The 12277-nt window shown below is 46.0% G+C and carries 16 protein-coding genes; 8 read left to right on the forward strand and 8 right to left on the reverse strand.

The annotated features are described in order from the left end of the window. Positions 1 to 13: 13 nt before the first annotated feature. From CMAQ_RS07180 to CMAQ_RS07195, 4 genes are all read right to left on the reverse strand, one after another. Positions 14 to 907 (reverse strand): DUF6282 family protein, encoded by an 894-nt coding sequence (locus tag CMAQ_RS07180; protein ID WP_012186441.1) that lies wholly within the window; start codon positions 905 to 907, stop codon positions 14 to 16. Positions 908 to 1111: 204 nt separating this feature from the next. After that, the gene (locus CMAQ_RS07185; protein WP_156769870.1) at positions 1112 to 1627 is read right to left on the reverse strand and encodes a hypothetical protein; all 516 of its coding nucleotides are present in this window, start codon (positions 1625 to 1627) and stop codon (positions 1112 to 1114) included. Positions 1628 to 1652: 25 nt separating this feature from the next. Beyond that, a complete protein-coding gene (locus CMAQ_RS07190; RefSeq protein WP_012186443.1) occupies positions 1653 to 2078 on the reverse strand; it encodes a hypothetical protein in 426 nt (141 codons plus the stop codon). Between the two features lie 8 nt (positions 2079 to 2086). After that, positions 2087 to 2962 (reverse strand): SPFH domain-containing protein, encoded by an 876-nt coding sequence (locus tag CMAQ_RS07195; protein WP_012186444.1) that lies wholly within the window; start codon positions 2960 to 2962, stop codon positions 2087 to 2089. Positions 2963 to 3350: 388 nt separating this feature from the next. On the opposite strand from CMAQ_RS07195, the gene hisG reads away from it, so the two are divergent. Genes hisG through hisF form a run of 4 tightly spaced genes read left to right on the forward strand, consistent with a single transcriptional unit; the run spans position 3351 to position 6217 of the window. After that, positions 3351 to 4202 carry an ATP phosphoribosyltransferase gene (gene hisG, locus CMAQ_RS07200; RefSeq protein ID WP_012186445.1) on the forward strand — a complete coding sequence of 284 codons (852 nt, stop codon included), beginning with the start codon at positions 3351 to 3353 and terminating at the stop codon, positions 4200 to 4202. After that, the gene (locus CMAQ_RS07205; RefSeq protein WP_012186446.1) at positions 4199 to 4885 is read left to right on the forward strand and encodes a HisA/HisF-related TIM barrel protein; all 687 of its coding nucleotides are present in this window, start codon (positions 4199 to 4201) and stop codon (positions 4883 to 4885) included. Before hisG ends, CMAQ_RS07205 begins: the two co-directional genes overlap by 4 nt. Further along, positions 4878 to 5456 (forward strand): imidazoleglycerol-phosphate dehydratase, encoded by a 579-nt coding sequence (locus CMAQ_RS07210; RefSeq protein WP_012186447.1) that lies wholly within the window; start codon positions 4878 to 4880, stop codon positions 5454 to 5456. Before CMAQ_RS07205 ends, CMAQ_RS07210 begins: the two co-directional genes overlap by 8 nt. Continuing rightward, on the forward strand, positions 5453 to 6217 hold the full coding sequence (gene hisF, locus CMAQ_RS07215; RefSeq protein WP_012186448.1) for an imidazole glycerol phosphate synthase subunit HisF: 765 nt from the start codon (positions 5453 to 5455) through the stop codon (positions 6215 to 6217). The genes CMAQ_RS07210 and hisF overlap by 4 nt, the downstream gene beginning before the upstream one ends. Before the next feature lies 1 nt (position 6218). On the opposite strand, the gene hisI is transcribed toward hisF, so the two are convergent. From hisI to hisD, 4 genes are all read right to left on the reverse strand, one after another. Then, positions 6219 to 6605: a phosphoribosyl-AMP cyclohydrolase gene (gene hisI / locus CMAQ_RS07220; protein ID WP_012186449.1), complete on the reverse strand. Its 387-nt coding sequence runs from the start codon at positions 6603 to 6605 to the stop codon at positions 6219 to 6221. A gap of 48 nt (positions 6606 to 6653) precedes the next feature. After that, a complete protein-coding gene (hisH, locus tag CMAQ_RS07225) occupies positions 6654 to 7256 on the reverse strand; it encodes an imidazole glycerol phosphate synthase subunit HisH (protein ID WP_156769871.1) in 603 nt (200 codons plus the stop codon). Next, positions 7249 to 7551, reverse strand: coding sequence for a phosphoribosyl-ATP diphosphatase (gene hisE / locus CMAQ_RS07230; protein ID WP_012186451.1), 303 nt, complete (start codon positions 7549 to 7551; stop codon positions 7249 to 7251). The genes hisH and hisE overlap by 8 nt, the downstream gene beginning before the upstream one ends. A 68-nt stretch (positions 7552 to 7619) precedes the next feature. Next, positions 7620 to 8819, reverse strand: coding sequence for a histidinol dehydrogenase (gene hisD / locus CMAQ_RS07235; protein ID WP_012186452.1), 1200 nt, complete (start codon positions 8817 to 8819; stop codon positions 7620 to 7622). Between the two features lie 219 nt (positions 8820 to 9038). Here hisD and CMAQ_RS07240 point away from each other — a divergent pair, with 219 nt between their 5' ends. From CMAQ_RS07240 to CMAQ_RS07255, 4 genes are all read left to right on the forward strand, one after another. Next, the gene (locus CMAQ_RS07240) at positions 9039 to 9965 is read left to right on the forward strand and encodes a hypothetical protein (RefSeq protein ID WP_048062735.1); all 927 of its coding nucleotides are present in this window, start codon (positions 9039 to 9041) and stop codon (positions 9963 to 9965) included. Next, positions 9931 to 10359, forward strand: a complete 429-nt coding sequence (locus tag CMAQ_RS07245; RefSeq protein WP_156769872.1) for a hypothetical protein — start codon at positions 9931 to 9933, stop codon at positions 10357 to 10359. The genes CMAQ_RS07240 and CMAQ_RS07245 overlap by 35 nt, the downstream gene beginning before the upstream one ends. Continuing rightward, positions 10359 to 11135 (forward strand): SDR family oxidoreductase, encoded by a 777-nt coding sequence (locus CMAQ_RS07250; RefSeq protein ID WP_012186453.1) that lies wholly within the window; start codon positions 10359 to 10361, stop codon positions 11133 to 11135. The genes CMAQ_RS07245 and CMAQ_RS07250 overlap by 1 nt, the downstream gene beginning before the upstream one ends. A 67-nt stretch (positions 11136 to 11202) precedes the next feature. After that, complete coding sequence (locus CMAQ_RS07255) at positions 11203 to 12264, forward strand: pyridoxal phosphate-dependent aminotransferase (RefSeq protein WP_012186454.1); 1062 nt, start codon at positions 11203 to 11205, stop codon at positions 12262 to 12264. Positions 12265 to 12277: the final 13 nt, after the last annotated feature.

A 12277-nucleotide genomic window follows, 5' to 3' on the forward strand; every position in this document is an offset into this window, starting at 1 on the left:
TTTCAGTTTAAAATCAGGTGAGTTTTTGCGGGTTCTCCTTAATCATTACCTCCACATCATCTGGAGATAACCCACCCTCAATCAATTGCCTCACAAATTCCCTAAGACCCTCAGTTGGTGGTGGATTATGCACCTGCCCTAGGTCTGAGCTAATTATGTTATGTTCTACTCCAGTCTCCACTATCATTCTTACGTAATCATTTACGGTAACTCGCTTAGCTAGAACATTCTCAAAGGTTCTTTCCAAGTAGGCCCCATGGTTAGCCAGCTCCCTTTGCTGCTCCAACGTATACCTAGTTGTAGTGAAGTCGGGGTGCGTGATAATTACCTTTCTAACACCCTTCTCAAAGGCCCTCTTAACTAGTTCCATACCCTCAATGGGGCTTAGGTGACCTGTGGCCAGTACCATGTCGTACTGCCTTATTAATTCAAGTACCTCATCAACCACAGGCTTTATTTTACCTTCAGAATCAAGTACAGTTAATCCCTCACCAAGTAACCCCCTACTACGCAGCTCCAACTGCATACGAGCCCACGCCGGTGGATGAGGATGATTTTCCCATTTACTTAACTCCCTATGCTCATTCAACGAATCCACGGTGGGAAACCAAACGATTAATGCACCTAACCTACCCGCTATATCAACAGCCCTTGGATTTAATCCACCCACAGCCTCATTTAATACAATACCGCCAAGGACCCTTACCCCATCAACAATCCTATTAACCAAGTAAGCCCTATCATGGGTTGGCGTATAATGGTTTTTAATAATAAAACCACTAAACCCATTACTCTTAAATAACTTAGCCATTTCTAAATCATTAAGAAGCCTAGGTACTGCATCAGGTCCTGTATGCACATGCATGTCAAAGGAGCCCCTTAAGACTTTCTCAAGTGTAACCACCATTACTATGATTCAGTTGAATAGTGTTTAAAACTGTTGACTCTACTCCACCTCAGGTTTAATGACTGTTAATAATAAGCATGGTTAAAAAGCCTTTTATCCTTCTTCATGAGCCATAATAGAGTAGCTTCCTTAAAGGGGTAGCACCCAAGACCTTAATGGAACCCTCGGTTCTCTAGGATGGGAGTAGGTTAGATATTTAATATCTTAAGTCCTCAATTTACTGGGCAGTAGTAGCTTCTGCCTCTCAGTGAAGTAACCCCTAGCCTCCCTAACTAGGCTCATTATGGCTTGGGGTTGTTGAGATGATTTAGCGGCCTCAAGTATGCTCTTGGCTGAATTAATCAATGCTAAATCATACTTAACCAAGTTCTCCAAGTCCTCTGGGTAAACCTTAAACCTATCATGCATTCCAGAATCCCCTAATGGGGCGTTGTAAACCTCCATTATCAGTTTCCTAAGCTCACTGAGTAATGCCTCATACTGTTGAATAATTGGGTTGAATGGATCTGTTTGAGCTATAGCCGCCTCATTAGCCTCAATAATGCTCCTAGCCTCCTCAAGAATCTGCGTTACGGCTTTCCTCACCAGGAAGTCATCTTGCCTAATCAAGTCCTTAACCTTATAACCCCTGAAGCCTGGTACCATTAATTGAAGCCTCTCCAATGGTGTTAACGGTGACTCAGAGATGGGGGTTCCCTGTCCACTACCTTGATTACTCACGTCCCTCTTCACTGGTTGAGTGAATTTAAGGCTTACTCAACTTAACGCCCAGGTAACCACCCAGTAGCCCGGCGATAATATTAATAACTATGAATAACCCAGCCCTAGTCCTGAAGGGTCCATTATAAGAATCCACTATAACCGTTAAAATAGCCTCGGTGACTATGGTGTATGCGGCTATCCTCATTGTTGGTGCAAATAACTGCGTATTATAACCCATTAGGTTCTCCGACCTGTAAGGCTTAACGAAGATTAATAATACTCCGTAGAGGGCTAGTATTAGGAGTAGGTTGACCCAAAGCCCCCTGTATATTGCCCAGAGGGGGCTAATAACTACGGGTACTGGGTAGAATACGTCGGCTAGGAGTTCAAGGAGTATTGTTAATATTGATACTGTGAATGAGTACCCGATTCCAGCAACCGCCCCGTATCTAACATCCCTAGTACTCATAACCCCTACTACTCCTCCTCCCTCCTCTCCCTAGGCTTCTCACTGGGCTTAACGCTTGGTGGAATTTGCTGAATCTGGGGCAGTACACCAGCCCCACCGATAACTAGGTTTATTGGGTAGTAGGGTACGCCAAGCATCATGTTTGTTGCAGCTGGGTCTGAGCGTTGAGCCATTATTTCAGCTAACCTAGCCCTAATGGCCGTGGTTGGGTCTAGACCAATGGCAGTGAACTGTATTATCCTCCTCATGGTCTCATCCTCAGGCTCAAGCCTAACAATCCTGCAGGTGAGTAGGTTAACACCCATCTCATCCATCACTGACCTAAGGGATGCTGTTACGGCGTCGGTTACCTTATGTAGATTAGCGTAGATCTCGCTTAGTGAAGTCATGTTAAGCACCTGGGAGACTGATTGATCAACTATAGGGGATAGGAATACTGCGAAATCATTAACAGTGTACTTAAGTTCACTGAACTGGATTGAGTTAATGAACTTAACTGGATCTGATATTACGAAGTAGTAGGCTACCTGGTATCTCATTGGTACAAGCTCCTTAGTTTGCGTTGAGCCCTCACTCCTAGCCTCATGGCGAGCAGTGCTAACGTAAAGCACCTCCACCTCCCATGGTAGGTTACCTGAGTATTGAAGCCTGGCGAAGAATTGTGAAACAGGGTTAGCTGGGGTTTGTAGGTCATGGGCACCTGGGTCAAATACACCCGTTATCTGGCCTTGGAACCTGACTACTGCTTTCTGGTTTGAGTAAACTATTAGCCTTGACCTAGTCCTCACGTCAACTGAATGATACTTGACGATTAGGTCATTAGGACCCATTTCGTCAATACCCTTTTCATTTACAGTTGATATTACCTGTGCCCTTATAGACATGATTTAAGGTAACTAAGGCTTACTTATAAACATTATTCAAACCCAGTTCATTATACTTATTCATAGTGAGGAAAAGAAAACTCAAGGCATGGGAAGGATTCTAGGCGCCTTCATGCTTCCTGTCCCTAAGGATGAGTAATGAAAGGAGGGAGGCTGAGGGTTTTCGTAAGCATGTTCATTATCATATTTAATAATAGGGGAATCGGTATTGAGAATTATTATTTATAGTAATACTGCCTGGGTAAGGGACTCATGGTTAAGGATCATTAGTGTTAATTCTAATGTTGAATGTAGTTTATTTACAATTAAGGCTAAACTACGTGCCAATAGGTAATGCTTATATACCCTCAGTAGCCGTGGCATTGATGAATAACCTCCAACATACTTAATGGCAATCCCATCCAAGGGACGACTCGTGGAGCCTGTCATGAGTCTCCTAAACTACGTTGGCATTAAGCCTCAGTCAATGGATGATAGGGCCCTTGTACTCCCAACAAGTTGGCGTTCACTCAGTTTAATAAGGATTAGGCCAGAGGACATACCCAGTGTTGTTGAGTCAAACTCAGCCATAATGGGTATAACGGGCCTAGACTATGTTGTTGAGAACGGTGCCTCGGTGAATGTTGTTGAGAGGCTTGGGTTCGGTAGGGGGAGGATTGTTATTGCTGTGCCTTCAGGTTCAGGGATTAGTAGTATTGATGAGATTAAGGATGGGTTTAGGTTAGCCACAAAGTACGTTAACATAACAAGCGCCTACTTCAGTAAACTGGGTAGGAGGGTTAGGATTGTTAGAATATCCGGTAGCGCTGAAGTAATGCCACTGCTTAATGTAGCTGACGGTATTGTTGACGTTATGTCAACTGGCACGACGCTTAGGCTCCATGGCCTTAAGCCAATTGGCGTAATCATGGAGAGTGAAGCCGTCTTAGTTACCCCAAGGGAATTGAATGGTGATGAGAGGGAATTCGTGGATAAATTCCTAATACTAATGAGGGGTGCCTTAGCGTCAAACGGTAGGAAGCTAATCCTAATGAATGTCCCTGAAGAGGACTTAGCCGCGGTGCTTAAAGTCCTCCCAGCAATGGAGGGGCCCACTGTGGCTGATGTTGCATCAGGTAAACCCATGAAGGAGGTTATATCAGTTGTCCCAGAGGAATCAATACCTGACCTACTCCCACTGTTGAAGAGGGCTGGGGCTAAGGATATATTAGTGTTGAGTATTGAGAAGGTGATACCGTGAGTAGGCTAGTAATACCATCAATTGACTTAAGCAATGGCCTAGTGGTTAAGAGGGTGAGGGGGGTTAAGGGTAGTGAATTAGTTAAGCTAAACCTAAATGAGGCATTAAGCCTAGTTAAGGATTACCCATTCATACACGTTGTTGACTTAAATGGGGCTGAGTTAGGTAAGCCTATTAACGTGGATTCAATAGCAAAGATAGGGGCCACTGTTAACGGGAGGTGTGAGGTTGGGGGTGGGGTTAGGGTTATTGAGGATGCTGAACTACTTCTAAAATACTGCTCAAGGGTCGTACTGGGTACCGTGGCCGTGGAGAACCCAGCCTTACTGCTTAACATGATTAATAGGCTTGGGGTTGATAAGGTTGCCGTATCCCTCGACACTGATGGTGAATGGTTAATGACGAGGGGATGGGGGGTTAGGGCTAGGAGGATAATGGATGCTTTAAGCAACCTACCCAGGGTTAGTGCAGTGATCTACACTAACGTGAGTGTTGAGGGTACTGGAATGGGGCCTAGGGTTAATGGTGAATTAGTTAAGAGGCTTAGGGATATTGGGAAGGAGGTCTACTACGCAGGCGGCGTATCAAGTTGCAGTGACGTGGAGTACCTATGGGGCTTAGGCTTTGACGGAGTCATAATAGGCTACGCACTCTACGTTAAGGGGGTGAGGTGCAGTGCCTAGGAGCGCAGTGGTTGAGCGTAGGACTAAGGAGACTGAGGTTAAGGTTGAGTTAAGCCTAGAGCCAGGTGAGGTTAACGTTGACACACCGGTTAAGTTCCTTAACCACATGGTTGAGACACTCATATTCTACATGGGGGCCTCAGGGAGGGTTAAGGCAATTGACCTAAGGGGCTTCGATGACCATCACGTTGTTGAGGACGTCGCCATAGTGCTTGGCTCAACCCTAGATAAGGCACTCGGCGATAGGACTGGGTTAGCTAGGTTTGGTTGGGCTATAATACCCATGGATGATGCATTAACCCTAGCCTCAGTGGACCTGGGTGGTAGGGTTTACTTCATGTTTAAGGGCTCCTTCACAAGGGAGACCGTGGGCGACATGGCTACTGAAATGGTGCCCCACTTCATTAGGAGCCTAGCCTCATCACTCAGGGCTACAATACACGTTAACGTAATGTGGGGTGAGAATAACCACCACATAGCCGAGTCCGTGTTTAAGGCATTGGGCTTAGCCATTGGTCAAGCGATACAGGTTAAGGGTGGTGGAGTACCGAGTTTGAAGGGGGTTTTATGACTAGGCCAATTGGATTGGTTAGGCGTATAATACCCTGCATGGATGTTGACGCAGACATTGTGGTTAAGGGGGTTAACTTCGAGGGGCTTAGGGTAATGGGTGATCCAGTGGAGTTGGCTTCAAGGTATGAGGAGGAGGGGGCTGATGAATTATTCCTACTAGACATAACCGCCACAGTGCAGGGTAGGTCAACATTCCTTGAAACAGTACGCAACGTGGCCGCTGCAGTAAGCATACCCCTAGGGGTTGGTGGGGGTATTAGGGGTATGGAGGATGCTGACGCAGCCTTCAAGGCTGGTGCAGATAAAGTTAGTATCAATACTGCAGCGGTTAAGGATCCCAGCATAGTGGCTAAGTTATCTAGGGAGTATGGGTCCCAGTCAGTGGTTGTTGCAATTGACACCAGGAGGATTAATAATGAGTGGAGGGTTTTCATAATGGGGGGTAGGCGGGAAACACTACTTAACGCCGTTGATTGGGCTAGAACAGTTGAGGAGCTTGGGGCCGGGGAATTACTGGTGACTAGTATTGATGCTGATGGAACCAGGGCAGGCTACGATATTGAATTATACAGGAGGTTGGCTGATGCAGTTAACATACCGGTAATAGCAAGTGGAGGTGCTGGGGAGCCTAGTCACTTCCTTGAGGTTCTTAAGTACGCTGATGCTGCATTGGCTGCAAGCGTGTTTCACATGGGTGTAATAAACATCTCGATACTCAAAGCCTACTTATCAGAGTTAGGCATTAGGGTACGCATTTAGCCTATAAATGAATCCTATTCACGTACCTGGCGTCGAAACAGGACCTAGTACCTAGGTGGCATGCGTTACCCACTTGGTAAACCTTAAGCAGTAATGCATCACCATCGCAGTCAATCCTGTAATCAATTAAATACTGGTAGTGGCCGCTTGTCTCCCCCTTTAACCAAAGCCTCCTACGGCTTAGGGACCAGTAGTGAACCATTCCTGTGGTTAATGTTTTGAAAACGGCTTCCTTATTCATGTTCGCAACCATTAACACATCCTTAGTTAAGTAATCCTGGGCCACGGCCACGACGGTTCCATCAGTATGCCTATACAGTAGGGATTCAGCAATCTTAGAAGCCTCCTCTGGGCTTAACTTAAGTACATTAACACCATTAGGCAGCATTAATGAAGCCTAATTAAGGCTGCTTTAAAACATTATTGAAACCATGATTCACCTCCTAGCTAAATTAACTAAGCCATTCAGAATACTTAAGCCTAATTTCCCACTCTTCTCAGGGTGGAATTGGGTACCGTAGGTGGCGTTACCCTCATCGCAGAGTACGCTCAGTATTGTTGAGTCACCGTACTTAGTGAAGCCGACAAATGGGGGTTCATTAACCGGGTTAACCACTGCGTAACTATGCATGAAGTAGTAGTAACCCCTAGCCACCCCTAGGTTACAATCCCCACTTAACTTAACGTAATCCCAACCAATGTGAGGCACCCTTGGCCCCCTAATCCTATTAACCCAACCATCATACCAACCCAAGCCCCTTAACTCCCCCTCATCACTACCCTTGAACATTAACTGTAGGCCTAGGCATATGCCCAATATGGGTGAACTCCCCCTAACCCTGTTTAATTCATCAGTTAACCTACTTAAATTAACCATAGCTGAGTTAAAGGAACCAACCCCAGGGAGTATTACGGCGTCCACGCTCCTTAAGTCAGCGGTATTATTGATTAATAGTGGTTCAGCCTCAATCCTACGTAGGGCATTGAAGATGCTTCCAACATTACCCACACCGTAGTTAACAACCCCAACCTTAACCACTCCCCTCACCCTCATGCCTCCTCCTCAACTCCCTGCATATGTCGCTTAAACTAAGCCCCATAACCCTCAGTAGGACTAGTAGATGATACATTAGGTCAGCTGACTCCCTAACAACCCAATCCTTATCCTTAGCCATAGCCGCCACGGCAACCTCCACAGCCTCCTCACCCACCTTCTTACTGATTAAACTAACCCCACCCACGTAGAGTGAGTAAGTGTAACTACCCTGCCTCTTAGTCTTAATTCTATCATCAATCACGCCCTCCAGCACCTTAAGGAAGTCGCAATCATCCACCTAGGCATTATTAGGCAACGGTATAAATGCTTTGCCTAAATAAACACCAGGTACTTTGCTTGAGGGTTTCACTCCTCGTTAATCCAATTCGTTAATGCCTCTGAATGCCTCCTAAACCCCTCCCTTAAACCCAGTACTGCCCCTAATTCACCAAGCCTCCTAGCCTCATCCCCACTGGTGGGTTCCACGTAGGCTATGGGTTTCATGAAGTCCATTGGCGTTAAAACACCCCTCCACCTAGCTGAACCACCCGTGGGCAGGACGTGGCTTGGCCCAGCGGCGTAATCCACTAGGGCTGAGGGAGCCATTATTGATACTGCCCCAGCATTCCTAATACCCTCAATGGGTATTTTAACACCCCATATTGATGCATGCTCCGGCGCCACCTCATTAATCACGTTAACGCATTCACTAGGTTCATTAACCAGTGTTGAGAAGTATGGTGCATTAGTTAACTTACTTAACTCATCTTCAATAGCCGTTAAGTACCCTTCACTCCAAGTAACCACCACACCCACTGCCCCGGCGTGCTCAAGTTGAGCAGCCAAGTCCAGGGCCACGGTGATTGGTTTAATACCTGGGTCAGCGCAGGTTACTAATTCAGTGGGTCCTTCTACACCATCAATACCCACGTGGCTTGAAACCAGTAGCTTAGCCGCCTGCACGTAGGCGTTACCTGGACCAATAATCTTATCCACCCTTGGCACCGACTCGGTGCCGAAGGCTAATGCAGCCACGGCCTGCGCCCCACCAACCCTGAAAACCCTTGCATTCAACCTTAAGGCCACGTAGGCGATTTCAGGATCAATTAAGCCATCACGCCTAGGTGGTGTCACAGCAATTATCTCCTCAACACCAGCCACCTTAGCTAAGACCCCTGTCATAACCAGTGTTGAGAAGTAGCCCTTAGGCACGTATAAGCCAACTCTACTTAAAGGCACCCACTTAACCCCCCTCCTCAAGCCCCTGTGGTAATCCTCAAAGTCCCTTGGCTTAACACCAGTATTGAAAGACTCCACCGAGGCCATTACCTCATCCAAAGCCTCCCTAACCCTTGGCTCAATACCACTGGCTAATGCCCTCAATTCACTTTGACTCAACTCAATGGAGCTTAACTTAACGCCATCCAGTTCACTTGTTAATCTGAGTAATGCCTCATCACCATGCTCCTTAACATCATTAATAATACCCCTAACCCTATCAACGTACTGATCCATGTCGGTGGCCTTCCTTAAGAGGCTTAGTAAATCCCCCCTACTAACCCTCACAATACCCCGGCACCCAACTGCTTAATAATGTATTGCACCTTGAATAATACTTCTAAAACGGGTTCAAGCAACTAGTGGGTAAGCCTCATGGGTTAGGGTTCTTAACATAGGCTTCCATGGAGAGAAGGTTGAGTGAGGGAAGGTGAATTAGGGGGAAGCTTATGATAAGCCGGTGAAGCATACCTACGTTGCTTATTAACCCCTAGCACGTGCATTCTTATGCTTGCAGCAACCTCCCCCAGTGACTTAGATTCATTTGGCGGCTGTAAATGCCTTACTGCAGTCTCAAGGGGCTTCTTCTACGTAACCAGGATTAACGGTAGGTGGTTCCTCATTGACCCGGATGGTTTCGCATTCATAATCAGGGGTGTTAACTACGTTAGGTTTAATGCTGATGTCTCAATAAATGGTGATGTACCCTACACTGAGAATGCATTGAGGAAGTATGGTTCAAGGGAGGCTTGGGTTAAGGCCACTGCAAGTAGGCTTAGGGAGTGGGGGTTCAACACCCTTGGGGCTTGGTCAGACATTGACCTAGGTATACCGTACACCGTGATCCTCAGCGTAACACCAAGCTACTATAGGCTTAAGGGTGGTTCCTTAGCCAGGAGGACGCTTGTCCTAGCCAGGAACCCTGAGGTGCTTTGGCAACCATTCGGCACATTCCCAGACGTATACGACCCGGATTTCGTTAAAGCCGCTGAATCAGCGGCCTCACAGTTAAGTAAGCCTAAGGACCCAATGCTGGTTGGTTACTTCACTGATAATGAAGTTGACTTCAACCCAGAGGTCATTTTCGCTGAGTACGCCGACATGACGCCGGGTGAACCAGGTAAGGTTGAGTTCATTAGGGCATTAGCCAGTTACTTTAATAATGATGTTAAGGAATTCAACTCCAGGACCGGGATGAGGATTAAGGGCTTTGATGATTTAATGGATTATAAGTACAGGGAGCTTCAGGTTATTGAGGCTAAGGCACCAGTTAAGGATTCATTAAGAGGCTTTAAGACAACCTTCGCCAAGCAGGTTGCCTCAAGGTATAGTGAGGTTACTGTTAATGCGATTAGGAAATTCGACCCGAATCACCTGGTTCTAGGTGACCGTAGACCCGGTGCCAATGGTAAGGAGGCGGTTGAGGGTTTTTAGGTACTATGATGCATTATCCATAAACTACTATGGTGAAGATCCACCAGTGGGGTATTTTAACTACGTGCACCTTAAGACTGGTAAGCCAATACTTCTAAGTGAATTCAGTTTCAGGGCTAGGGATACTGGGCACCCTAACACTAGGGGTGCTGGTGTAATCCTTAATACCCAGGCGGAGAGGGCTAGGTATGTTGAGTACTGGATACCCACGCTACTGGAGCAGGGTTACTTCATTGGTTATCTTTGGTGGGAGTACATGGATGAGCCTTTTGATGGAAGGAGGCCTGATGCTGAGGACGGTAACTACGGCCTAGTTAACCTAAGTGATGAACCCTATGTTGAATTAATTAACGTATTTAAGGGAGTTAATTCACTATTCCCCAAGGTGTCTTAATGTACCCGGATTTGAGGGGTAAGGTTGTTATCGTAACCGGTGGCTCAAGTGGAATCGGTCTAGCCATAGTGAGGAGGTTCATTGAGGAGGGTTCACTCGTGGTTAACTTTGATGTTAAGGAGCCTAGGGATAATGCGTCAGAGTTCATTAAGGTTGATGTTTCAAACCACGGGGAGGTTAATGATGCGGTTAATAGGGTTGCTGGTAAGTATAATCGCATTGATGTTCTAGTTAACAACGCTGGTATTGAGCTTTACGGTAGGGTTCATGACATTGATTTAAGAGACTGGAATAGGGTTATTAACGTTAATGTAAATGGCGCCTTCTACATGGCTAGGAGTGTAATACCCATTATGCTTAAGACTGGGGGTGGGGTTATTATAAATGTTGCCTCAGTCCAGTCAACAGTAGCCACCAGGAATGCGGCTGCGTACGTGGTTTCCAAGCACGCACTACTGGGTTTAACTAGAGCAATAGCTGTTGACTACGCACCATTAATTAGGGCTGTTGCTGTGTGTCCAGGATCAATACTAACGCCATTGCTCGTATGGGCTGCTGAACTTGAGGTTGGTCATGATGAGGAGGCCATTAGACGCAAGATTAACGAGTGGGGTAGCCTACACCCAATGGGTAGGGTTGGTGAACCGGAGGAGGTTGCCAACGTGGTAGCGTTCCTAGCTTCGCAGCAGGCATCATTCATAACGGGCACATGCGTCTACGTGGATGGTGGATTAACAGCATTATTACCACAATCAACACCAAGGCCGAAAACGTAATTAAGCGTTATCAACATAACCCACTTACTTAACTTAAAATTTATTTAGCTTCAAGTTAAGTCGATGCGTGGCTAAATGGAGGGATGTCCTAGGTATTGGTTTCTACGAGGAACCTAACGTTGGGTTTAATGCGTATAGGCTTCACTTCAATGAGAACCTATTCCTACCCAGGGAGTACTATGAAAGCATCCTCAGTGTATTACTGGATCCTGACTTAATTAGGTACTACACCGAGCCCCTTAACCCAACACTTAACGAGCTCATAGCCAAACACATTAACGTGGATGCTGGCAACGTATTCGCCACTGCTGGTGGTGATGAGGGTATTAGGCTACTTACCCAATTCGCACTGCACGGTAACCGTAAACTACTCATCATTGAACCCACCTACTCAATGCCTAGAGCCATCGCTGAATCCATGGGTATTAGGGTTGAGGAATCAGTGCTTAACCCAGACTACCAACTTAATGTTGAGGATATTGTTAAGAAGAGTCATGATGCTGACGTAGTCTACTTATGCAACCCAAATAACCCAACCGGTAACGTATTCAATAAGAGTGATATCGAGTACTTGGCTTCAAGGCTCAACTCACTCATAATCATTGATGAAGCCTACGCCGACTTCGCAGGCCTCACTCTAATTAACTTAATTAAACATTACGATAATGTTGCTGTTGTTAGGACATTCTCAAAGGCATGGGGACTGGCTGGGCTTAGGATTGGTTATGTTGTAGGCTCCGAGGTAATTATTGAGGGGCTTAGGAGGATTTCACTACCACACAATATACCATACCCATCAATAGCCATGTTAAGTAAGGCACTACAGCTTAGGCATTATGTTGAGGAGAGTATACGTGAAATGATTAAGGTTAGGGAGTATTTGTATGGGAGGTTTAGTGAACTAGGTCTAAGACCATTAGGTTCAGTGACCAACTTCATAACATTCCACGTGTTTAAGCCGAATGAAGTGTATGAGGGGTTGTTTAAGAGGGGCTTCATACTAAGGAACCTAAGCGGTAAAGTAATGTGTGAGGACTGCTTGAGAGCAACAATACCACCAATGCATATTGCTGAGGAATTAATTAATAACTTGGAGGCATTAATGAAGTCTCACCTAATGGATACTTAATTTATTTATTAAT

The sequence above is a fragment of the Caldivirga maquilingensis IC-167 genome, assembly GCF_000018305.1.
GTDB classification, from domain to species: Archaea; Thermoproteota; Thermoprotei; order Thermoproteales; family Thermocladiaceae; genus Caldivirga; species Caldivirga maquilingensis.

What these genes read in the sequence shown, in the direction of transcription:
- CMAQ_RS07180 (WP_012186441.1), bottom strand. Translation starts at nt 907, where the DNA reads ATGGTGGTTACACTTGAGAAAGTCTTAAGGGGCTCCTTTGACATGCAT.
- CMAQ_RS07190 (WP_012186443.1), bottom strand. Translation starts at nt 2,078, where the DNA reads ATGAGTACTAGGGATGTTAGATACGGGGCGGTTGCTGGAATCGGGTAC.
- CMAQ_RS07195 (WP_012186444.1), bottom strand. Translation starts at nt 2,962, where the DNA reads ATGTCTATAAGGGCACAGGTAATATCAACTGTAAATGAAAAGGGTATT.
- hisG (WP_012186445.1), top strand. Translation starts at nt 3,351, where the DNA reads ATGGCAATCCCATCCAAGGGACGACTCGTGGAGCCTGTCATGAGTCTC.
- hisF (WP_012186448.1), top strand. Translation starts at nt 5,453, where the DNA reads ATGACTAGGCCAATTGGATTGGTTAGGCGTATAATACCCTGCATGGAT.
- hisI (WP_012186449.1), bottom strand. Translation starts at nt 6,605, where the DNA reads ATGCTGCCTAATGGTGTTAATGTACTTAAGTTAAGCCCAGAGGAGGCT.
- CMAQ_RS07240 (WP_048062735.1), top strand. Translation starts at nt 9,039, where the DNA reads ATGCTTGCAGCAACCTCCCCCAGTGACTTAGATTCATTTGGCGGCTGT.
- CMAQ_RS07250 (WP_012186453.1), top strand. Translation starts at nt 10,359, where the DNA reads ATGTACCCGGATTTGAGGGGTAAGGTTGTTATCGTAACCGGTGGCTCA.